This window comes from Sphingopyxis witflariensis (assembly GCF_002205635.1).
GTDB classification, from domain to species: domain Bacteria; phylum Pseudomonadota; class Alphaproteobacteria; order Sphingomonadales; family Sphingomonadaceae; genus Sphingopyxis; species Sphingopyxis witflariensis.
The window spans coordinates 1-22081 of sequence record NZ_NISJ01000018.1; the positions used below are offsets into that span (position 1 = coordinate 1).

The following is a 22081-nucleotide window of genomic DNA, read 5'->3' on the forward strand; positions in this document are numbered from 1 at the left end:
GAATGCTTCTACAACCCGACCCGGCGTCACTCGACCCTGGGTTACCTCAGTCCCATCGACTTCGAACGTGAAGCTGGGGTAGCCTGAATGAACTTATCTCGGCGTCCATCAAACCGGCAGCAGGCCAAAGAGAGAGAAACTGTGGCGACTTCATACCCAACAGTCGACACCGGCCTCGATCCGTCTATCCCATGATGAAGGCGTTGAGCTTGTTGCCGTCGAGGTCGCGGAAATAGCCGGCGTAAAAGCCTTCACCGCGCAGTCCGGGAGGGCCTTCGCACGTCCCGCCATGCGCCAGCGCGATGTCGTAAAGCCGCTGAACCTGTTCCTTGTCCTTCGCCGCCAGTGCGACCATCACGCCATTGCCGACGCTCGCCGGATTGCCATCGAACGGCTTGGTCAACCCGATCCCTGCGCCGCCGTCGGCTTTGCCCCACGCGATGAATCCGTCATAGTCCATCATCCGCGGCACACCCAGTTCGGCGGCGAGCGCGTCATAGAAGGGCGCCGCCTTCGCCAGATCATTGGTGCCCAGCGTTACATATCCGATCATCATATCTCTCCCGACTCGCGATTGCTGGAACATAATAGGAACAACGCGCCTGCAGCGCAAAGAAAAAGGGCGCCGCACCCGAAGGTCGCGGCGCCCTTTTTCCAGGCATGAAACGCGGGCGATTATTTCTTGACGCGCACCGCGATGAAAGCCGACGGACCACCGCGGCGCAGGATTTCGAGCAGCACCGCATCGCGGCCCGCCTTCTTGGCATCGGTGACGATCTTCGCGAGCGCATCGCTCGACGTCACCGGGGTCCGGTTGGCGCTGAGGATCACGTCGCCGCGGCGCAGGCCCTTGCGGCCAGCATCGCTGCTCGCCGACGCCGCACCGATCACCAGCCCCTTGGAGCCGGCATCGACGCCGATCGAGCGCGCAATGTCCGACGTCAGCGGCTGCACGGCAAGGCCCAGCTCGTCCTGAACGACCTTGTCGGCGGTGCCGGTCGGATCTTCCGGCATCGTCTGTTCTTCTTCGGGATCGAAGTTGTTGCCCGCCAACTCTTCCTCGGGCGGACGCGTGCCAACGACGGCATAGAGCGTGATCGCCTTGCCATCGCGCATGACCTCGAGCGGAATGCGCGTGCCGGGCTTGGTGTTCGACACGATGTACGACAGCGTCTGCTGCGGCGTGACGTCCTTGCCATTGACCTTGGTCACGACGTCGCCGCGCTTCAGCCCGGCCTTCTCGCCTGCCTGCGCGGGTTCGACACGCTGGACAAACTCGCCGCGATCTTTCGCGAGGCCGAGCGCCGCGGCCAGATCCTCGTCGACCGGCGCGATGCCGATGCCCAGATAGCCGCGCTCGATCTTCGCACCCGAACGCAGCGATTCAATCACCGGGATCGCCGCATCGGCGGGGATCGCGAAATTGACCCCGATGTTCGCCCCGACGGGCGAGATCAGCATATTGTTGATGCCGACGACATTGCCCTGCAGATCGAACAGCGGGCCGCCCGAGTTGCCGCGGTTGATCGCGGTATCGGTCTGGATATAGCGGTCATAGGCGCCGCCCTGGCCGAGGTTGCGCTGAACCGCCGAGATGATCCCCGCGGTCACGGTCGAACCGAGGCCGAGCGGGTTGCCGATCGCAACCACCCAGTCGCCGACGCGCGCGGTGCTGCTGTCGGCGAATTTGACGAACGGCAGCCCGGTCGCGTCGATTTTCAGCAGCGCGAGATCGGATGCGACATCGCGGCCGACGATCGTTGCGCGATATTCCTTCTGGTTGGTCAGCGTCACCGTGACCTGGTTCACCGCTTCACCGCGCGGACCGCCCGAGATGACGTGATTGTTGGTAACGATATAGCCGTCGGTCGAGATCAGGAATCCCGAGCCGCCGCCCTGCTGTTCCTGCGTGATCGGCTCGCGCGTCCCGGCAAAGGGATTGAGCCGGACGCCCAGCGTGACTTCCTGCTTGGTCGAAATATTGACCACGGCAGGTTGGAGCTGCTCGACGAGGTCGGCGAAGCTTTCGGGCGCGCCAGAGCGCGGAACGACCTTGGCGATCTCGCTCTTCTCATTCTGCGCGACCTGCGCGCCGACGGGCGATTGAGTGACGAGCGCGAGTGCGGTGCCACCCACCAGCAAGGCCGAAGTGATGCCATATACATAACGCACGATCGCAAATCCTTTTCTCTTACGAAAACCTCACGGCCCCGGCGGCGGTTGTCTGCTGGTCCGATGCTGAACGGCGATTGAACATGAACGGAAAGCGTTCACCTTGTTCATTCGCCGTCCAGTGGTCAATTGCCCTTGAAACGCCTTAGATATTCATTGTCCGCCGACATGATGATCGACGTTCCGCCCTGATTATTCTCACCCAGGAAGGTCTGGCGATAGCTCTGCATCGCACGATAGAAATCATAGAAGTCGGGGTCCTTGCCGAAACTGGCGGCATAGATGCGTGCCGCCTCGCCGTCGGCGCCGCCGCGGATGATCTGAGCTTCCTTCTGCCCTTCGGCACGGATCGAGATCGCTTCCTGCTGACGCGCGGTCCGCATTCGATTATATGCCGCCTCAAGCGTCGCGCCTTCGGGCAGGTCGGCGCGCTTGATCCGCACGTCGATGATCTCGGCGCCATATTTCTGCGCCTCGCGGTTCAGCGCGATCTGGATATTGTCCATCACCGCGCCGCGTTCGGGCGAGAGCAAAGTGGCGAAGGTGCGCTTGCCGAGTTCGTTGCGCAGCGATGAACCCAGGATCGTCGCAAGCTGGGCCTGCAACTTATCCTCGGTGCGGATCGCAGTGTACATGCGCACCGGATTGGTGATGCGGAAGCGCGCGAAGGCATCGACCTGCAAACGCTGCTGGTCGGTCGAGAGCACCTGCTGGCGCTCCATGTTCACGCCCAATATGCGCTTGTCGATATACTGGATGCCGTCGACGAAGGGCATGCGCATGACGAGACCGGCGCCGGACTCACCGAACTGCTCGCCCTTTTTGTACATATTGACCGTGCCCTTGATCTCACCGAAGCGCAGGATCAGCGCCTGCTTGTCTTCGGGGACGATCGCGAGGGTCGACGACAGGATCACGAGCAGCGCGACGAATGCGAAGAGCAGGCGCATCGGGTGGCGGAAAAGCGACTGGAACATCACTGGCCTCCCTTCGTGGCTTCGGTGGGCGCGGCGACGCGCTTCTGCACCTCGTTGAGCGGCAGATAGGGGGTCACCCCGCGCGCCTCGACGATCGTCTTGTCGACGTTCGACAATACATTCTCCATCGTTTCATAATAAAGCCGCTGCTTGGTCACACCCGGCGCGAGCCTATATTGTTCATAAATCTTGTCGAAGGCCGAGGTGTCGCCGCGGGCGCGTTCGAGCACCTGCTGCTCATAGGCACGCGCAAGGTTGATCGCCGATTCGCGTTCCTGACGCGCCGCGGTGACTTCCTTGAAAGCCTCATCGACCTGCTTCGGCGGATCGACCTGACGGATCGCAATGCCCTGGATCATCACACCGGCGCGATACTGGTTGAGCAGTTCCTGCATGCGCACCTGCACCTGCGCCTCAATCTCGACGCGGCCCGGGCCGATCGCCTGGACGAGGTCGAAGTTCGCGACCGTCGCGCGCATCGCGCTTTCGGCGACTTCGCGGATCGTCCCTTCGGGATCGGCGAGCTGGAAGAAGAACAGCTCGGGATCGCGCACCGACCAGCGCACCTCATAGGCGAGGTCGACGATGCTCTGATCGCGGGTCAGCACGAAATTCTCGTCGGTCGCATTGGGCGAACCGATCGCCATCGTGCGGATCGCACGCACGTCTTCCAGACGGATACGCTCAAGCGGCGCCGGCCAGGTGATTTTGACGCCCGGGCCGACGGTGCGCGAATAGCTGCCGAGGCGCGTGACGACGCCTTCCTTTTCGGGCGGAACGATATGGAAAGACGAAAACAAAACCCAGATGACGACCGCCGCGAGGACGCCCCATTTCCAAAGCCGCGCCGATTCGGGCAGGTTCAGCCCACTACCGCCACCGCTGCCGCCCGAACCGCCGCCGCCGAAACCGCCGCGCCCTTTGCGCAGCAGTTCGTCGAGCGCCGAGGGACCGCGCGGCTTGCGCGCGCGATTGATGTCAATCGGATCGGGGGTCACCCAGGGGTTACGCGGGCCGGGGCGTTTGTCGCCGCCGTCACCATCGCCGCCGCCTTGGCCGCCGCCCTTGCCGGGGCCGCTGCCCCACGGGCTGTTCGCCATCGGACTCATCGTCCCGAAAAATCGCCGCAATCCCCCCGGGGCGCGGCGTCCCATGCTGCCTTCACTTTTATTGCTCATGGATGCTTTTATAAGGTCGGCGAGCGCGATTAACAGGGGGGCAAGCGAAAATGGCTGGCAATAGCCCCCGCGATGCCTATCTGCGCTGGGCATGACCAATCCCGACGCTGACATCGCCCGCCTGACCGCCGCCGCCGCCAACCTCAGCGACGGACGAAGCTCGGGACTTCGCCTCCTCGACGACGCCGGCACGCTCGCTGTCGTCCTCGACGTCACCGGCATCGCCGCCGAAGACCGCAAACCGCTCGAAGATAGGCTGCGCGCCGGTCTTCTCGCCGAAGCGGGGGTTCAGGAGGTCCGCATCGCGATGACCGCCGAGAAAAAGACGATGACCCTCATCGCGGTCGGCAGCGGCAAGGGCGGGGTCGGCAAATCGACCCTCGCCGCCAATCTCGCGGTCGCGCTTCTCCGCCGCGGCGTGAAGGTCGGGCTGGTCGACGCCGACATCTACGGCCCCTCGCAGCCGCGGCTGATGGACAGCGAGGGCGTGAAGCCCGAATCCCGCGGCTCAAAACTGGTCCCCGTCCCCAACGCCTATGGCGTGCCGATGCTCTCGACCGGCCAGATCGCGGCGCCCGGACAGGCGATCGCATGGCGCGGCCCCATGGCCGGCAAGGCGCTCGAACAGCTCGTCGACGCGAGCTGGGGCGATATCGACACGCTGGTCGTCGACCTGCCCCCCGGCACCGGCGACGTCCAGCTGACGATGATTCAGAAGCACAAGCCCGCGGGCGCGGTGATCGTGTCGACCCCGCAGGACCTCGCGCTGATGGATGCGACGCGCGCGATCAGCCTGTTCGATCAGGCCGATGTGCCGATCATCGGGCTCGTCGAGAATATGGCGGGATACGCCTGTCCGCATTGCGGCGAGGTCAGCGACCCATTCGGCTCCGGCGGGGCCGAAGCCGCGGCAAAGACGATGAAGCTCGACTTCCTCGGCCGCGTGCCGCTGTCGATGGGCATCCGCCTCGCAAGCGATGGTGGCGTTCCGCCTGCCGCCGGAACCGACCCGACGGGCGAGCCGTTCCATGCGATAGCGGCGAAGGTCGCCGACTGGCTCGAGGCACGCAAACAGGGGAAATAGGATGGCGATCAACGACGAAAGCGAAATCCGCGAACTGCTGGCAAGCCCGCGCCGCATCGCGGTGGTCGGCGCCTCGCCCAACCCGGCGCGCGCCTCCAACGAAGTCTTGGCTTTCCTCATCGCCCAGGGCCATGACGTGATCGCGGTCAACCCCGGCCACGCTGGCCAGACGATACACGGCGCGCCCGTCGTCGCGACCCTCGCCAATGTCGAGCCGCCCGCCGAACTGGTCGATATTTTCCGCAACAGCGACGACGCCGGAACCGCGGTCGATGAAGCGATCGTCCATGGCGCAAAGGCGGTGTGGATGCAGATGGGCGTCGTCAACGACGCCGCAGCGAAGCGCGCCGATGCCGCCGGGCTGACGGTGGTGATGGACCGCTGCCCGATGGTCGAGATTCCGCGTCTGGGCCTGCTGCGGTGAAGACCGCTCTCGCTCTGCTGACCACGACGATGCTTGCGGGCTGCGCAACCATGCCCGCCCCCGCCAACCCGCAGGACGCCTTCTTCGCCGCGCTCTCGGCGCGCTGCGGCCAGGCCTATGCCGGTGTGCTCGCCAGCGATCAGGACGCCGACGCCGAGATGCGCGGCAAGGCGATGGTGATGCACATCCGGCATTGCACCGCCGACCGCATCGAAATTCCTTTCCACATCGACGGGCTCGGCCCCGATGGCGGCTGGGACCGCTCGCGCACCTGGATCATCACCCGCACTGCCACCGGGCTGCGCCTGAAGCACGACCATCGCCATGCCGACGGCAGCGCTGATGCGGTGACATTTTATGGCGGCGACACCACCGATTCCGGCAGCGCGACGCGCCAGAGCTTTCCCGTCGATGCCGAATCGATCGCGATGTTCACCGCGACCGGGCGCAGCGTTTCGAACAGCAATATCTGGTCGGTCGAAACCACCGCCGACGGTTTCACCTATGGCCTGAACCGCGAAGGCCGGCATTTCCGCGTCGCCTTCGATTATGGCCGTCCGGTTACCCCGCCACCTGCGCCCTGGGGCTGGTGAACCTCGCCCGTCATTGCTTCGCTTCGCTCGCAATGACGGTGATGAAGGGCGCCACGCCAGACTGTAGCGCGAAAGCCTTTGCCCTCACGACTCGCGCCGATTATCAGCGTCGGCGATGGCCGGCATTCGCGACACAGTGGGAAAAGATAAATCGCGCCTGCCGCATGTCAGCCGCCGCGCGATGCTGGTCGGCGCGACCGCCGCGGGCGGCCTCGCGCTGGCATGGAGCATATGGCCGCGCGATTATCAGCCCAATCTGACCGCCGCGCCCGATGAGCATATTTTCAACGCCTTCCTCAAGATCGGCGACGACGGCCATATCAGCGCAATCGTTCCGCAATGCGAAATGGGCCAAGGCGTCACCACGCTGCTGCCGCAGATCATGGCCGACGAACTCGGCGCCGACTGGCGCACCATCGCGGTCGAAACCGCTCCGATCAGCCCACTCTATACCAACACGCTGCTCGTCGATGCGGATAGCACAACCTTCACTCCGCGCACCGGGGTTCCCGATTTCGTGTCCGACGTGCGCAGCTGGGCGCGGCGTGAATGGGCGGTGCGCAACGCCGTGATGCTCACTGCGAACGGCTCGTCGGTGCAAATGTTCGAGGAGCCGTGCCGTGCGGCCGCGGCGCAGGCACGCGTGCTACTCATGATGGCGGCGGCCAGGCGCTGGGACGCCAATTGGGAAGACTGCGACACGCAGGACGGCTTCGTCACCTTCGGCGCCAAAAAGCTGCGCTTCGCCGAGGTCGCGGCGGCGGCGGCGTTGCTCGAACCGCCTGCCGAACCCGTCTATCGCTCCAACAGCGCCGACCCGCTGTACGGCAAGGAACTGACCCGGCTCGACCTTCCCGCCAAGATCGACGGGTCGGCCAATTATGCCGGCGACATCCGCCTTCCCGACATGGTCTTCGCGGCGATCCGTCAAGGCCCGCTCGGCGCGACGCGGCTGAAAAGCCTCGACCGCAAGGCCGGGATGCAATCCCCCGGCCTGCTCCACATCGTCCAGCACGAACGCTGGTTGGCCACGGTCGCACGCAACTGGTGGGCGGCCAACCGCGCGCTCGACCGCTTCGCGCCGGTTTTCGAGACCGCCGGCACACCGGTTTCGAGCGACGGCATCGACAAGGCACTGAAGGCTGCGCTGAAGGAAGATGCGTATCGCATCGTCAGCGAAGGCGATGTCGCCGACGCGATGGAAGGACGCACGAAAATCGCCGCCGAATATGCCGTCGCCCCCGCGCTCCACGCGCCGATCGAAACGCGCACCGCTACCGCCGCGCTCGATGGCGAGCGCGTACGTGTCTGGGTCGCAACGCAGGCCCCCGCCCAGTGCTGCGCCGCGATCGCACGCGCGACCGGGCTTCCCGAATCAATGGTCACTCTGTTCCCGATGATGGCGGGCGGATCATTCGACGCCTGCCTCGACCATAGCGTCGCGGTGCAGGCGGCGATCATCGCGCGGCAGGTAAGGCGTCCGGTCCAGCTCGCCTGGTCGCGCGCCGAGGAAATCATGCGCGACCTGCCCCGCGCGCCGGCGCGCGCGCGGATGACCGCGACGCTCAACGCAGCGGGCGGGATCGACGCGCTCGTCGCGCGCATTGCCGTCCCGTCGACCAACCATGAATTTCGCGACCGGCTGTTCGACAACACACCCGCCGACGTCGCCCAGCGCGCCGCCGCGGGCAAGGCCGACGCGGCGGCGGTCGAGGGTGCGGCGAACATCTACGCCATCCCCCATGTCGCGGTCGATCATTGCCCCGCCGATATCGGCCTGCCGACGGGGCGCTGGCGCGGCAATGCCGACAGCTACACCGCCTTTTTTACCGAATGTTTCATCGACGAAATGGCGGCGCGCGGCGGAACCGACGCGCTCTCCTATCGCATGGCGATGCTCGGCAAAGCCCCCTTGCTCGCGCGCTGCCTGCTCACCGCGACCAGCCTCGGCGGCTGGGAAGGTGGGCTGTCGGGCACCACGCAGGGACTCGCCTGCCATTCGATGCGCGGCAGCCATATCGCGCTGATGGCGACGGCGCGGCAAAGCGACAAGGGGCTGCAAGTCGAACAACTCGTCGCCGTCGTCGATGCCGGACGCCTCGTGAACCCCGCGATCGCGCGGCAGCAGATTGAAGGCGGGCTGATCTTCGGCCTCGCCGCCGCCGTCGGGGCAACGACCGACTATGAAGGCGGGGTCGCGACCGCGCGCAAGCTTGGCCAGCTCGGCCTGCCGCGCCTGTCCCAATGCCCGCAGATATTGGTCGAATTTATCGACAGCGACCGCGATCCCGGCGCGCTCGGCGAAATCGGGGTGCCCGTCGTCGCGCCCGCGATCGCCAATGCGATGTTCGCCGCGACCGGCCGCCGCATCCGCCGTATTCCATTGTCCGGACATCCAGTATGAGCAGCCTTCCTCCGTCACATTCACCCGTAGCGGCGCCGCGCGTCGGCGTTCTGCTGGTCAATCTGGGCACCCCCGACGCGCCCGATGCACCATCGGTGCGCAAATATCTGGCCGAATTCCTGTCGGACCGCCGCGTCGTCGAAATCCCGCCAATCCTGTGGCAGCCGATCCTGCGCGGGATCATTCTGACCACCCGGCCAAAGAAATCGGCGCACGCCTATCAGCAGGTCTGGACCGATGCCGGATCGCCGCTCGCGGTGATTACCCGTGCGCAGGCCGACACGCTGCAGGCCACATTCGGCGATGATATGATGGTCGCGCATGCGATGCGCTATGGCGAGCCCGCGATCGGCAAAACGCTCGACACGATGATTGCGGCGGGGTGCCGGCGCATCCTCGTCGCGCCGCTCTATCCGCAATATTGCGGCGCGACGACCGCGACCGTCGTCGATGCAGTGAACGCGCACCTCGCGACGCTGCGCTGGCAACCCGCGCTGCGCTTTGTGCCGCCCTATCATGACGATGCCGCCTATATCGGCGCACTAAAAACTTCGATCGAGGCGGGCCTCGCGACGCTCGATTTCGTCCCCGATGTGCTGCTTGCGAGCTTTCACGGCATGCCCGAACGCACGTTGCACCTTGGCGACCCCTATCATTGCCAGTGCCGCAAGACCGCCCGGCTGCTCTCCGAAGCACTCGGTCGGCCGGTCGACGTCGCCTTCCAGTCGCGCTTTGGCCGCGCCAAATGGCTCGAGCCCGCAACCGATGCCGTCCTCACCGACCTTGGCAAGGCGGGTCAAAGTGTCGCGATCTTCGCCCCCGGCTTCGCCGCCGACTGCCTCGAAACGCTCGAAGAACTGGCGATTCGCGGCAAGGAACAATTCACCATCGCGGGCGGCACCCAATTCGCCTATTTGCCCTGCCTTAACGACGGCGCGCCGGGGCAAAAGATGCTCGAAACGCTGATCCGCCGCGAACTCGCCGGATGGCTTTGACCCCTCCCCGGTTACCTCCTGTTTAGGACCTTTGTTTAGACTGCCGGTCACGCGGGAAAGCCAAGGGGCCCCCTGCGAAGACATGAGGAGTCGCAATGAGCCAGATCCAGTCGGCAGCCCTGACGCTCGCCGGGGTGACGCTCGCCTTCCTGCTCCTCGTCTTTCTGGTGTCGCGCTGGCGCCGCAATGCCGCCACGCCGGGGCAGCCAAAGCGCGCCGGCACCTCCCGCCTGCCCCGCGAAATCAGCCTGCCACGCCGGAACCGCGCGATGGAAGCACCGATAGAAATCTCGGCCGCGCGCCTCGCCCGCATCAGTGGGAAAACGCCGCTTGCCGGCGCGGCCGAGGCCGCACCCGAAACCGTTGCCGACCTCCTCGTCGCCGAACCGCCCGCGCCGTCCGCGGCGCGCGAGGTCGAGCAGATGCTCGAAACGATCGTCGCACAGGTCGAACAAGAGGCCGATCGGATCGAACCCGGCGACACGGGCGCGGTCGTGGTTCGCCTCGTTCCGCAAATTCCGCCACGCGATACGGCGCATCCGACAAGCTGGCTGGGCGGGCGTCCGCGCCTCGATCGCGGCATGGCCTGGCCCGAGATTCGCGAAATCCCGGCGGCCTTTATCGCCCAGATCAGCTTCGCCGACCTCCCACGCGACCTTTGGGACGGGCTTGGTCCGCGCAGCGGCGCCTTTGCCGTTTTCACCCATCCACGCGACGGTGACGTGGCCATGATCGCGGTCGCCGACCCGGACGAGCCCATCGATCCGCCGCGCCCGCAGGACGACGCCGAACATTGGTTCACCCCGCGCGGCGCGCTGCATTTTGGCGATCTCAAACCTTTCAGCCAATCGGGTATCCCCGCTTGGCCGGTCGATCTGGTCGCGGTGCGTCGCGGCGACGCCGACCCACGCGACGCCGAAATCGCGGACGAGACCCCCGGCGATCGCTTCTATCGCACAGGCTATGACATCGCGGATCCCGCCTTCCATCCCTTTGACTGGGACCTGATGGTCGCGCTTGCCGAGATACTTGCCATGCGCATCGAGCGCTTCTGGCGCGATGTCGACAGCGCGTCGCCGATCGCGGCGCAGCTCGCCCATGTCGAACACCGTCTCGCCACATTTGATGCCGGTGGCGGTGATCCGATGGACCGCGGGGAACTCGAAAATATGCGCGCGTCGCTCGGCGAACTCGTCGATGCGACCGAAGCCGCGGCGGCAACGAACCGCGATGCCCGCGCCCGCGCCGAGGAAATTATTGCGATCATCCGCGACAGCGCGCGCAAAGCTGCCTTCTCGCGAAGCGACGCGGCAGCGGTCATGGAGGCGATCCGTGCAATCCGCTGGACCAAAGTCCATCGCGGCCCCGACCCCGAAGGCCGCCCCGGCGCCGAGCGGATCGAAAGCCAGACGCTGGCGCTGACACAGCATCATCCCGATGCACCGTTATGGGTTCATGATTATCACAATGTCTGGTTCGACCGTGCGCGGCGCACCTATGCGGCCGATCCGGACGCGCTTTCCGACGCCGCACGCGCGGTCGTCGAACCCTGGTGCCGCGAACTTGCGGCGCGCGACGTCGGCAGCATCGGCAATCCCCCGGACGCCCATTTTGAAACGCACGCGACCTTGATCGGCCTGCCCTCGAGCGCGCTCATGGGGTGGGCGTTCGGCGACGCCGATCGGCTTGCTCTCGTCCTGCGCAAGGCCGACCTTGCCATGGGCCGTTTCGACCGACCGCTCGCCCAATTCGGCACCTGACCCTCGTCTTCGAACAGCTTTGCGATTGACGTTTCGGTCAACTTGCGGCGCCCGGCAGCGCGCCCTAGTCTGGACGCGACAACTCGGTGGGAGAGCTTGATTTATGACACGCGTTGCAATCGTTACTGGTGGAACTCGCGGCATCGGGGAGGCGATCAGCCTCAAATTGCAGGAAGCCGGGGTCACCGTCGTCGCCAATTATGGCGGCAATGACGACAAGGCGCGCGCCTTCACCGAACGCACCGGCATCGCCGCCGCGAAATGGGATGTCGGCGACCATCAGGCGTGCCTCGATAGCTGCGCGCGCATCGCCGAAGAGTTTGGCCCGATCGACATAGTGGTCAATAACGCCGGCATAACCCGCGACGGCACCCTCGCGCGGATGAGCTATGGCGACTGGGACGATGTGATGCGCGTCAACCTGGGTGGCTGCTTCAACATGGCCAAAGCGACCTTTGGCGGCATGGTCGAGCGCGGATGGGGCCGCATCGTCAATATCGGATCGATCAACGGCCAGGCCGGCCAATATGGCCAGGTCAATTATGCCGCCGCCAAATCGGGTATCCATGGTTTTACCAAGGCGCTGGCGCAGGAAGGCGCCAAAAAGGGTGTGACGGTGAACGCGATTGCGCCGGGCTATATCGACACCGACATGGTCGCTGCGGTGCCGCCGCAGGTATTGGAGAAGATCGTGGCGAAGATCCCGGTCGGGCGATTGGGTCAGGCCGACGAAATCGCGCGCGGCGTCGCGTTTTTGTGCAGCGAGAATGCGGGGTTCGTTACCGGTTCGACGATGTCGATCAACGGCGGGCAGCATATGTACTGAGGACGGCAGGCGGCGTTGCCTTTGCCGGTGGCAGCGCCAAGATCACCGTTAAAGTCACTAAGGTCGTGCACGCGCGCATCCATTTCGTGCCTTGAGCGGCCACTTCGACATACTCAGGCCGGACTGAAAGTGACAAAAGAGACAAAAGAGACGAGCGAACATCGCGAAACTATCTCCTTTGTCACTTTCAGCGTCGGACGGTTTCAGGCTGCCCGGCCGGGGGAGGAGTATCAACGAAGCGAAAGAGCCGGAGCGAGGGTTGCACGGCGGAATAATGTAGGAAAGCACCAATTTTCGGCTTGGCGTAGCGCGAGAAAAAGCGGGACCCCGGACCAAGTCCGGGGTGACGAAGGGTGTGGGGGCGGCGTCATTCTATCGGCGCGGCTCGACTTCATCCGCTGCGACCGGCAAAGAGGGCGGATGGCGGACAATCCCCTCCACCCCCCGGTCAAACGATCGGTGACCATCGCGGGTCATCCGACATCGATCAGCCTCGAGCCGATATTCTGGGATGCACTGGAGGCCGAAGCCGCGCGGCAGGCGCTGCCCGTAAACGCGCTCGTGGCGCGGATCGATGTCGAGCGGATGGAGGCCGGCGATCCGCCGAACCTGACCTCGGCGATCCGGCAATGGTTGTGGCGTCGTCGCGGGGACTAGATCGCGGCGTAAACCGCGTGCCCGAAAGCGGATCCCTTGTCGGGCGCATGATGCAGGAAAAGCGAGGGCTCGATCAGTTCGAGTTCCATGATGTGCAGCTTGCCTGCCGCGTCGCCGACCATGTCAACGCGCGCATAGACCGGCGGCGCAGGGGCGGCCGCGAGCGCTGCCGTCGCCAGCCGACGCGCGGCTTCGCTCGCGTCCCATGGCATCTCTCGCCCGCCGAATTGTTCCTGCACGCGAAAATCGCCCGACGCGGGGCGCTTGACGATCGCGTGGCTGAACCTGCCGGCAAAGAAGAAGAGCGAATATTCGCCCTCGGTCAAAATGCCCGGCATCAGCGGCTGGACGAGCCGCCGTTGGCCCTGTGCATCGGCCGGGATTGCATCGCCCGGCGCGATGCGATGGGTGCCGTCGGCGCCGCCCGAGATGGCGGGCTTGATGACAACCTCTTCGGCGCCCAGCACCACGCGCGCGTCCGCCAGCGCCGCATCGTCAAGCGCGGCGACCTCGACCGTCGGCACCACCGCAACGCCCGCCGCGCCGAGTTCGGCGAGATAGGCCTTGTCGCTGTTCCAGCGCAGGACCGGCACGGGATTGGCAACCGGCAGCGCTTCGGCCTGCAGCCGGTCGAGCAGTGCGTACCAGCGCGCGACGTCGCGCTGATAGCCCCACGCGAAGAGCGGCAGAATCAACTCATAGCCCGCAAGGTCGCCGGGGTCGGTCCACGTCCGCTGCTCGACCACCAGCCCAGCGGTGGTCAGCGCCGCCGCCTTGCGCGCGAAGGCCGGGCGCCAGTTTTCAGAATAGTCTGGCGCCGGCACGAGAATCGCGACGCGCGGCTGGTACGGCATGGATTTCGATCGCCTTCTTCAAACCGTCATTGCGAGGAACCCCGGGCTTGATCCGGGGCGACGTGGCAATCCAGGGCGGGATAAACCGCTCTGGGTTGCTTCGCTTCGCTCGCAATGACGATGATGTTTACCGCCCCAGCAGCCCGCGCGCCTGCCCCGCAATGTGCGAGAGCATCGCACCATTGGGGTTCGGGATCGTGCGGGCGCGTTCGACCGTCGCGCGGAATTGCGCGACGCGCGGGGCGTGCTCGGCCAGCCATTTGGTCACCGCCGCGTCGAGATCACCCTTGGGCAACTGACCAAGGAAACCCAGCCGCATCTGTTGGAAATCGCGCGCGAGGCTGTTGACCAGCAAGCGCTCCCACGGATCGGCGGGGCTCATATGCGCCGCGAGCGTCTGCGCCCAATCGAGCCCCAACGCCTCGCCCAAATGGGTGAAGGCGTGGGTCACCGCAATCTCGTCGTCACCGCGCCGTTCGGCGAGGTCGACGATGCCGATCGCGCCATCGGTCTTGAACAGACGGACGACTGCGGCGGTCAGCGCCTCGGGCGCCCCCGCATCGAGCAATTGCTGGCTCAGCATGTCCCACTGGCGCTTGACCGAGGGGCTGAGCAGCGCGTCGACGCCGGTCATCAGGCGGTCGACACCGGGTTCGAGGCGAGCGACGAGCGGCCCCGGCTGCGCGGGGGTCGGCCCGACGCGCAACAGGTCGGCCATTTGCGAGGTCATCGCCGACGACGCCTGAGTGAAGAGCGACAGGCGGATGGCCTCGTCGATCTTCGCCGCGTCGAGCGCGCTCCACAAATCCTTCATCTCGAGCAAGCGTTCGACCGCGACAAAGGCAGCGGCGACGTCGCCGAGCGCACAGCCTTCCTCTTCGACCAGCTCAAACGGATGGACGACGCCCATGCGGTTGATGATGCGGTTGGCGATCTTGGTCGCGATAATTTCACGCCGCAGTTGGTGGTCGGCGATCGCACCTGCGAAGTCGCGCTGCATCTCGGTCGGAAACGCTGCCGCGAGATCGGACGCGAGCGCCGGATCGTCGGGAAGGTCGCTCGCCTCGATCGCATCCTGCAACGCGAGCTTCGCGGTCGAGAGCAGCACCGCGAGCTCGGGCCGCGTCAGCCCACGCCCTTCGGCGGCGCGGCGCAGCAGTTCGTCATTGGCCGCCAGCCCCTCGACCTTGCGGTCGAGCCGGCCCGATGCCTCGAACGTCTCCATGATCCGCACCAGCGACGGCACCGCCGCCGCTCCGCCCTTTTCGGCGATCGACAGCGCGAGCGCCTGCAAGCGGTTATCCTCGAGCACCAGCGCCGAGACATCGTCGGTCATTCGGATGAGCAGTTCGTTTCGATCACTCTCCGCCAGACGGCCTTCGATCACTTCGCGGTTGAGCGCGATCTTGATATTGACCTCATTATCCGAGCAGTCGACGCCCGCGCTATTGTCGATGAAGTCGGTGTTGATCCGGCCGCCCTTCATCGAGAAGGCGATGCGCGCGGCCTGGGTGACACCCAGATTGGCGCCCTCGCCCACCGCGCGGACGCGCAGATCCTCAGCATCGACGCGCAGCGCGTCGTTGGCGGGATCGCCGACCTCGGCATTATTCTGGCTCGCCGCCTTCACATAGGTTCCGATACCGCCGAACCAGAGGAGGTCCGCCGGCGCCTTCAGGATCGCCGAAATCAGCGAGACCGGATCGATCTCGTCGACCGTCAGGCCAAGCGCGGCCTTCACTTCGGCGGTCAGCGGGATGCTCTTCTGGCTGCGCGGGAAAACCCCGCCGCCCTTCGAGATCAGCTTCTTGTCATAATCGTCCCAGCTCGAGCGCGGCAGCTTGAACATCCGGTCACGCTCGGCCCAGCTTTTCGCTGCATCGGGATTGGGGTCGAGGAAGATGTGACGATGATCGAACGCCGCGACGAGCTGGATCGTCTTCGACAGCAGCATGCCGTTGCCGAACACGTCACCCGACATGTCGCCGCAGCCGACGACGCGAACCGCGTCACTCTGCACGTCGACGCCCATTTCGGCGAAGTGGCGCTGCACCGACATCCACGCGCCGCGCGCGGTGATGCCCATGCCCTTATGGTCATAGCCATATGAGCCGCCGCTGGCGAAGGCATCGCCGAGCCAGAAGTCGCGCTCCATCGCGAGCGCATTGGCAACGTCGGAGAAGGTCGCGGTGCCCTTGTCGGCGGCGACGACGAAATAGGGATCGTCGCCGTCGTGGATCACCACGCCCTTGGGATGCACGACCTTGCCTGCGACCAGATTGTCGGTGATCGACAGCAGCGAGCGGATGAAGATGCGATAACATTCCTTCCCCTCGGCAAACCAGGCATCGCGGTCGATCGACGCATCGGGCAGCGCCTTGGGATAGAAGCCGCCCTTTGCGCCGGTCGGAACGATGACGGCATTCTTCACGCGCTGGGCTTTCATCAGCCCCAGAATTTCGGTGCGGAAGTCGTCGCGGCGATCGGACCAGCGCAGCCCGCCACGCGCGACCGGACCGGCGCGCAAATGGGTGCCCTCGACGCGCGGACTATACACCCACACTTCGCGCCATGGCAGCGGCTTGGGCAGACCGGGGACGAGGCTCGAGTCGATCTTGAACGCCAGCGCCTCTTCGGCCGCGGGAGCGAAAGCATTGGTGCGCAACGTCGCGCCGATGACGGCGTGGAACAGGCGCAGGATGCGGTCGTCGTCGATCGATTTGATCGCGGCGAAGCCCGCCTGCATTTCGGCGTCGAGAGACGCGGCGCGGTCGGCGTCATGCGACGCCGGATCGTGGAGCGCACGGAAGCGCTCGATCAGCGCATGGGTCAGCGCGGGGGCGTGGCGCAGCGCCGCGACCACCGTGTCGAGACCATAGCTCGACCCGCCCTGGCGCATATAGCGGAACCAGGCGCGCAGCCAGACGATCGCCTGCGGATCGGTCTGCGTGACCAACACCAGTTCGTTGAACGCGTCATTTTCGGCGGTGCCGTCAAGCACCGCGACGATCGCACCCTCGATCACCTCGGTATAGGGAATCAGCGCCAGCTCATCGACCGATGCGGGCAGGCGCAGCGAGAAATCATGGATGACGATCGGCGGTTCGGCGCCTTCACCGCCGCTGTCCACCGGACGCCCGGCACCGAGCGTCGTCGGAATTTCCTCGAGCACTTCGAAACCGAAATGTTCAAGTGCAGGGACGACGTCGGACAATGCCAGCGGTCCCACCGCGCTATAGACTTTCAGCCGCAGACGGTCATCACCGTCGAGGCTGGTACGCGCGAGCCGCACGCTGCGGGGCTTGTCGGCGTCGAGGTCGCGCAGGCGCAAAATATCGCGCGCAGCTTCCTCGGGATTATAAAGATTGCGGTAATTGGCGGGGAAGAGCGGCGCGAAACGCGCGGCGAGCGCCGCGGCGCGGCCGGGATCGCCCTGTCTTGCCAGCGCCCCCTCCACCTCGGGCTGCCAACCACGCACCATTTGTTCGAGCTGATGATTGAGCGTTTCGGTATCGGGAACCACGCCGCCGACGCGCAGGTCGAGCGTGAAGCGGAGCAAGGCTGCACCACCATCCTCGAGCACCATCGTCCAGCCGATGACACCGGCGTGCGCCTCGCGCACCAGCAGCGCCTCGACCGCGATGCGGCGTCCGGTCGATACTTCGTCGCGCGGCAACCAGACAAAGGCGAACAGGTGACGCCCGAGCGCGCTGCGCACCATCACCAGCTTCGGCCGCGGCCGATCGGTGATCGACATCGAGGTCAGCACCAGTTCCTCGAGCGACGCCGAATCGAACGCGATCAACAAGTCATGCGGCAGCGCGGTGAGCGCATGCGATAGCGCCTTGCCCGCATGGCCCGCGGGATCGAAGCCGAATTTGGTCATCAGCGCATCGAGTTGCGCGCGCAGCACCGGCACCTTGGCGGGCGGGGTCGACAGCGCGGCGCTGGTCCACAGTCCGGCATGGATCGACAGCCGCTCGACGGTCTTGCCCTTCATTTCGGGGACGACAACCAGATCGAGCAAGACGCGGCGATGCACCGCCGACAGACGGTTCGATTTGATCAGCAGCGGCGCAGCACCACCCCGATCAAACCATTCGAACGCCGCCGTGAGCGCCGCGGGCGAGAGCAATTGTCCTTTGCTGCTGTCGCTGATCCCCAGCGAATCATGCACCTGTCCGTCGCGTGTCCGCCATTCATGGCCGAGCTGGGTCATCGCCCCGCCTTCGAACCAGCGCAGCAATTCAGCCGCTTCACCCTCGACCCGCATCGCGGCGTCGGCGAGCATCGCGGCGCGCATCGCACGCCAGTCGCGGACCGCCGCGCGCACGTCGCGCAGCGCATCCTCGATCGCGTCGAGCAGGCGCCGCCGGGCGCGGGCGTCGCCGCGCTCCAGTTCCATGTAGATGACCGATTCGCGGCCCTCGCTGCCCTTTTGGGCGGCGTCGGCTTCCTGCAAATCGCCCTTGGCGTCGCGCTTGGTCGCGACGACGGGATGAAGGATACGGTGCACGGCAAGGCCCTGCGCTGCAACAACCTGCGACGTCGAATCGACAAGGAAAGGCATGTCGTCATTGATAATCACCAGCCGCATGCGGCGGTCGGTGCCGTCGGCGGCCATCGGTTCGAGCAGCAGCGACGGCGTTCCGGCGTCGCGGTGCAGCGAGGCACGCGCGGCGAACTGCGCTGCGTCGGCCAGCGCCGCCTTGTCCATATCGTCGCCCTCGCCCGGCAGCGCGCTGCCATGCAGCGCAGCCAGATAGGCAGCGGCAATTTTCGCGGGCACTTTGACGGTGGAGGGGGTTTGTGTGTCGAGTTCCGAAATATCGGACTTATTTTGAGGCATGAGGTGCAGCATCCCGAACCAGAAATGGCGGACCTCTGCCGACGATCGGCGGGGGCCCGTTCGCTACGTCACCCTATGCGCCCGTGGCGCGCGCGGCTCAAGGGCTCGTTCGCGCTTCCGCGTAAAATTATTTCAACTTTCGGATTGTCTGTTGCGCGAACGCTGTCAGCCGCCCGGAGCGATCGGGACGGCCTTGCGCGCCAGCTTCGCGACCAGCGCCACATCGTCGGCCGCCTTCGCGACGATACCGATATGGCCGCCGGGCATGACCCGCGCGATCAGCACGACGAATTCGGCGTCGCCAGCCTCATGTTCGAGGATCACCGCGGGGTGTGCGCGGCGCAAGGCGTCGAGCTTCGCGTCGGCATTTTCCTCATCCGCCGGCTTACGACGCGCGCGCACATCCTTGACCAGCTTTTTGAGCCCGCCGGGATAATGATCGAGATAGGCGGCCAGCGCCCCGCGACCGACGCCTTCATCCCTGGCATGACCGAGGACGCAGGCATATTCGGCGAGGCGCGTCTTGTCGTAAGTGGCGCCGAACACCAGCTTGACCACCGGCGTCATCGGGGCGCGGTCCTGCACCGTCAGCCCGGCGTCGTCGAGCAGCGCGGCGAAAGCGTCGGGCTGGACTTCGGCGACCAGCGCGAAATCCCATGCCTTGCCCACCGCCTGATAGAGCGCGCTGCGGCTGCGGCTGTCGGCGGTCATCGCGCGATCGGCGGTTTCGCGCGCCAGCGCCAGCCAATCGGCGAGTTCGGCATCGTCATCAAGCAATTTGACGTCTTCGTCGGTCGCCAGATCGAGAATCGCATCGTCGCCATCGCCGAGCGCGGCAAAGCCGGGTTTAGCCTCCTCGTCGAGATGCCCCGAGTCGGGGCCGTCGGCCCACACCGGGACCGGAGCGGTCAGCGGCGTCGCGCTGCGCAGCGCCTGTTCGACCGACAGCTGAAGCGCGTCGGATTCGTCGGCGGGCGCCGCTTCCTTCCAGTTGATGACGCCCATGATGAAATCGATCGTGTCGTCATCGGACGAAAAGGGCAGCAGGATGCCGCGATACATGATCGTCACGCCGCTATCGTTGACGAACTCGGCCTCGAAACCGATCGGCGCGCGGTTGGCGATAATCTGAAGATAATGATCGGTCAGCCGCGAGAGCAGGGACCGCCCCGGTATCTGGTTGATATAATGGACATCTTCATCGATCTGCGATTCGGCGCGTAACCGCTCGCCGACAAAGGCGATGGCAGGATTTTCGACCCCGGCGGTAAAATCGAGCAAGACCGAATGCGGGCCGAAGTCGCCCGCATGGTCGAGATCGAGGTCCTCGACCGACGGATAGGCGCGGTCCGCGAGCAGCGAAGCCCAGTAATTATAGGCCCGAACCTGCATCCGGCGTTCATCGACGCCGACGACCGGCGGCGCGTCGATTGCCCCGTCATCCTGGTCGTGGCTGCTCGAAAGCAGTCCGCGCATGCTGTCCATCATCTATCCCCAGTCGCAAACATATCGGCATGTCATGCACTGGAAGTGGTAAAAGCGCCGTAAACGATGCCGGAACGGCCTATGCCGAACCGCCGGTGACCGACCGCCCTTCCTTGAAGGTGTTGGTGACGCTGATGTTCGCCAGCCGGTCGGGGTCGATCGTCATCGGATTGTCCGACAGGATGGTCAGGTCGGCGAGCTTGCCGGGGGCGAGCGATCCCTTGCGGTCATCCTCAAAATGCTGCCACGCCGCCCACAGGGTCATCGCCTTCAGCGCGACATCGACCGGGACGCGCTGATCGGCGCCCAAAATATCGCCCGACCGCGTGCGGCGGGTGACGGTTGCCGACAGCACGCGCAACGCATTGGGATGCGCGACCGGGGCGTCATGGTGCGAGGTAAAGCGCATCCCGCGCCGGAGCGCCCAGCCGCACGGCGAAATATTCTCGGCGCGCCGCGGCCCGAGCACCGAGTCGCGGTGCCAGTCGCCCCAATAGAAGGTGTGCATCGGAAAGAAGGACGGCACGATGCCGAGTGCCTTCAGTTGATCGACCTGATCCTCGCGGGTGACCTGACCGTGGATCAGTACCGGGCGCCGGTCGGCGGCGCCATGCTTTTTCGTCGCCTCGCGCACTGCGGCGATCAGCATGTCGACCGCAGCGTCGCCATTGGCGTGGACCTGAATCTGCCAGCCCTGGGCAAAGGCGAGGTCGACCAAATCCATCGCCTGCTTCTCGGTGATTGCGGGATAACCGGCATAGGCCGCCGACTGCCCCTCGGGCGGGATATAATAGGGCTGCGACATCCACGCGGTCTTCGCCTGCGGCGATCCGTCGATCGTCAGCTTGACCCCGCCGATGCGGAAGCGGCCGGCATAGTCGCGGCGATAGGATGGGAGTTCCATCGCATCGGTCGAGGTCAAAATGTCGGGGAAGGACAAGACGTCGATCGGCAATCCGCCCTGCGCCGCAACCGCTGCGATCAGCTTGCACGTATCGGTCGACGACCGCCCGTCCTGACAGGTGGTATAGCCAAAGCTCGCATAAAAAGCCGCGCCCTCGCGGATCATCTCCATATTCGCCTGCGCGTCGAGGCGGGTGAAGAGCACGCCCATCATCGCGAACAGCGCCGATTCCTCGAGCACGCCGTTCGGCTCCTTCGACCCCGGCTCGCGGCGATAGACGCCGCCGTCGGGATCGGGGGTCGCGGCGCTGATCTTCGCGGCGGCGAGCGCGGCGCTGTTCACCGACCCCATATGGCTCGACTGATGCAGGAACAGGATCGGCACATCTTTCGAGATTGCGTCGAGTTCGGCGCGGGTCGGATGGCGCTGTTCGCGCAGCTGCGAATCATCATAGCCGAAACCGATCACCAACTGGGTCTTGCGCACCAGATCGGCATGTTTGCGCATCCATAAGCGGGTGATTTGCTGGAGCGACGGGATTGAATCGCCCTCGCCGTCAGGGGCGGGCAGCAGATTGGCGTAGCGCGCCTGCAGCCCGACCATCACGACATGGCCGTGCGGGTCGAAGAAACCGGGGAGCAGCGTCCGCCCCTGAAGGTCGAAACGCTTCGCGCCGCGACCGGCAGCGGAATTGGCGGCGTCGAGCGTACCGGCGGCGATGATCAAACCATTGCGCACCGCGATCGCTTCGACGCTGGGCGCCACATCCTCCATCGTCAGGATCGACCCACCGTGAAAGACCGTCGCGGTTCCCGCATCCTGTGCCATGACGCGCCCGCCCGTCGCGAGAAGACCGGCGGCGAGGCCGCCCTGCGCGAGCAGCATGCGGCGATCGATGGCGGCGTCGGTCCAGGCCATG

At 65.5% G+C, this 22081-nt stretch carries 16 protein-coding genes; 8 read left to right on the top strand and 8 right to left on the bottom strand.

The annotated features are described in order from the left end of the window. Positions 1-184 precede the first annotated feature (184 nt). The 4 genes from CDQ91_RS19885 to hflK form a co-directional block, all read right to left on the bottom strand. On the bottom strand, positions 185-553 hold the full coding sequence (locus CDQ91_RS19885; RefSeq protein ID WP_088474470.1) for a VOC family protein: 369 nt from the start codon (positions 551-553) through the stop codon (positions 185-187). 122 nt (positions 554-675) lie between these two features. Further along, positions 676-2172, bottom strand: a complete 1497-nt coding sequence (locus tag CDQ91_RS19890) for a trypsin-like peptidase domain-containing protein (protein ID WP_088474452.1) — start codon at positions 2170-2172, stop codon at positions 676-678. Between the two features lie 125 nt (positions 2173-2297). After that, on the bottom strand, positions 2298-3149 hold the full coding sequence (gene hflC, locus CDQ91_RS19895; RefSeq protein ID WP_088474453.1) for a protease modulator HflC: 852 nt from the start codon (positions 3147-3149) through the stop codon (positions 2298-2300). Beyond that, a complete protein-coding gene (hflK, locus tag CDQ91_RS19900) occupies positions 3149-4327 on the bottom strand; it encodes a protease modulator HflK (RefSeq protein ID WP_088474454.1) in 1179 nt (392 codons plus the stop codon). Before hflK ends, hflC begins: the two co-directional genes overlap by 1 nt. A 91-nt stretch (positions 4328-4418) precedes the next feature. Here hflK and CDQ91_RS19905 point away from each other — a divergent pair, with 91 nt between their 5' ends. From CDQ91_RS19905 to CDQ91_RS19940, 8 genes are all read left to right on the top strand, one after another. Continuing rightward, complete coding sequence (locus CDQ91_RS19905) at positions 4419-5411, top strand: Mrp/NBP35 family ATP-binding protein (protein WP_088474455.1); 993 nt, start codon at positions 4419-4421, stop codon at positions 5409-5411. A 1-nt stretch (position 5412) separates the two neighbouring features. Further along, the gene (locus tag CDQ91_RS19910; protein WP_088474456.1) at positions 5413-5835 is read left to right on the top strand and encodes a CoA-binding protein; all 423 of its coding nucleotides are present in this window, start codon (positions 5413-5415) and stop codon (positions 5833-5835) included. Continuing rightward, complete coding sequence (locus CDQ91_RS19915) at positions 5832-6428, top strand: hypothetical protein (RefSeq protein ID WP_237246077.1); 597 nt, start codon at positions 5832-5834, stop codon at positions 6426-6428. Before CDQ91_RS19910 ends, CDQ91_RS19915 begins: the two co-directional genes overlap by 4 nt. Before the next feature lie 115 nt (positions 6429-6543). Continuing rightward, positions 6544-8832 carry a xanthine dehydrogenase family protein molybdopterin-binding subunit gene (locus CDQ91_RS19920; RefSeq protein ID WP_088474457.1) on the top strand — a complete coding sequence of 763 codons (2289 nt, stop codon included), beginning with the start codon at positions 6544-6546 and terminating at the stop codon, positions 8830-8832. Next, positions 8829-9827: a ferrochelatase gene (hemH, locus tag CDQ91_RS19925; RefSeq protein WP_088474458.1), complete on the top strand. Its 999-nt coding sequence runs from the start codon at positions 8829-8831 to the stop codon at positions 9825-9827. Before CDQ91_RS19920 ends, hemH begins: the two co-directional genes overlap by 4 nt. 95 nt (positions 9828-9922) lie before the next feature. Further along, positions 9923-11587 (top strand): DUF1963 domain-containing protein, encoded by a 1665-nt coding sequence (locus CDQ91_RS19930; protein ID WP_088474459.1) that lies wholly within the window; start codon positions 9923-9925, stop codon positions 11585-11587. 103 nt (positions 11588-11690) lie between these two features. Continuing rightward, complete coding sequence (gene phbB / locus CDQ91_RS19935; protein WP_088474460.1) at positions 11691-12413, top strand: acetoacetyl-CoA reductase; 723 nt, start codon at positions 11691-11693, stop codon at positions 12411-12413. Between the two features lie 420 nt (positions 12414-12833). Beyond that, positions 12834-13070 (top strand): ribbon-helix-helix domain-containing protein, encoded by a 237-nt coding sequence (locus tag CDQ91_RS19940; protein ID WP_088474461.1) that lies wholly within the window; start codon positions 12834-12836, stop codon positions 13068-13070. Here the strand turns inward: CDQ91_RS19940 and CDQ91_RS19945 are convergent. The 4 genes from CDQ91_RS19945 to CDQ91_RS19960 all read right to left on the bottom strand — a co-directional run bounded on the left by CDQ91_RS19945 (position 13067) and on the right by CDQ91_RS19960 (position 22080). Continuing rightward, complete coding sequence (locus CDQ91_RS19945) at positions 13067-13924, bottom strand: ATP-grasp domain-containing protein (protein WP_088474462.1); 858 nt, start codon at positions 13922-13924, stop codon at positions 13067-13069. The genes CDQ91_RS19940 and CDQ91_RS19945 overlap by 4 nt on opposite strands. Before the next feature lie 127 nt (positions 13925-14051). Beyond that, positions 14052-18773 carry an NAD-glutamate dehydrogenase gene (locus CDQ91_RS19950; protein WP_174688531.1) on the bottom strand — a complete coding sequence of 1574 codons (4722 nt, stop codon included), beginning with the start codon at positions 18771-18773 and terminating at the stop codon, positions 14052-14054. A 165-nt stretch (positions 18774-18938) separates the two neighbouring features. Continuing rightward, on the bottom strand, positions 18939-20258 hold the full coding sequence (locus tag CDQ91_RS19955; protein ID WP_088474463.1) for a PAS domain-containing protein: 1320 nt from the start codon (positions 20256-20258) through the stop codon (positions 18939-18941). A gap of 79 nt (positions 20259-20337) precedes the next feature. Beyond that, positions 20338-22080 carry an amidohydrolase gene (locus tag CDQ91_RS19960; protein WP_088474464.1) on the bottom strand — a complete coding sequence of 581 codons (1743 nt, stop codon included), beginning with the start codon at positions 22078-22080 and terminating at the stop codon, positions 20338-20340. Position 22081 lies beyond the last annotated feature (1 nt).

Excerpts from the sequence above, each read along its gene's own strand:
- CDQ91_RS19885 (WP_088474470.1), bottom strand. The coding sequence starts at position 553 with ATGATCGGATATGTAACGCTGGGCACCAATGATCTGGCGAAGGCGGCG.
- hflC (WP_088474453.1), bottom strand. The coding sequence starts at position 3,149 with ATGTTCCAGTCGCTTTTCCGCCACCCGATGCGCCTGCTCTTCGCATTC.
- hflK (WP_088474454.1), bottom strand. The coding sequence starts at position 4,327 with ATGAGCAATAAAAGTGAAGGCAGCATGGGACGCCGCGCCCCGGGGGGA.
- CDQ91_RS19905 (WP_088474455.1), top strand. The coding sequence starts at position 4,419 with ATGACCAATCCCGACGCTGACATCGCCCGCCTGACCGCCGCCGCCGCC.
- CDQ91_RS19910 (WP_088474456.1), top strand. The coding sequence starts at position 5,413 with ATGGCGATCAACGACGAAAGCGAAATCCGCGAACTGCTGGCAAGCCCG.
- CDQ91_RS19920 (WP_088474457.1), top strand. The coding sequence starts at position 6,544 with ATGGCCGGCATTCGCGACACAGTGGGAAAAGATAAATCGCGCCTGCCG.
- hemH (WP_088474458.1), top strand. The coding sequence starts at position 8,829 with ATGAGCAGCCTTCCTCCGTCACATTCACCCGTAGCGGCGCCGCGCGTC.
- CDQ91_RS19930 (WP_088474459.1), top strand. The coding sequence starts at position 9,923 with ATGAGCCAGATCCAGTCGGCAGCCCTGACGCTCGCCGGGGTGACGCTC.
- phbB (WP_088474460.1), top strand. The coding sequence starts at position 11,691 with ATGACACGCGTTGCAATCGTTACTGGTGGAACTCGCGGCATCGGGGAG.
- CDQ91_RS19940 (WP_088474461.1), top strand. The coding sequence starts at position 12,834 with ATGGCGGACAATCCCCTCCACCCCCCGGTCAAACGATCGGTGACCATC.
- CDQ91_RS19945 (WP_088474462.1), bottom strand. The coding sequence starts at position 13,924 with ATGCCGTACCAGCCGCGCGTCGCGATTCTCGTGCCGGCGCCAGACTAT.
- CDQ91_RS19950 (WP_174688531.1), bottom strand. The coding sequence starts at position 18,773 with ATGCCTCAAAATAAGTCCGATATTTCGGAACTCGACACACAAACCCCC.
- CDQ91_RS19955 (WP_088474463.1), bottom strand. The coding sequence starts at position 20,258 with ATGGACAGCATGCGCGGACTGCTTTCGAGCAGCCACGACCAGGATGAC.
- CDQ91_RS19960 (WP_088474464.1), bottom strand. The coding sequence starts at position 22,080 with ATGGCCTGGACCGACGCCGCCATCGATCGCCGCATGCTGCTCGCGCAG.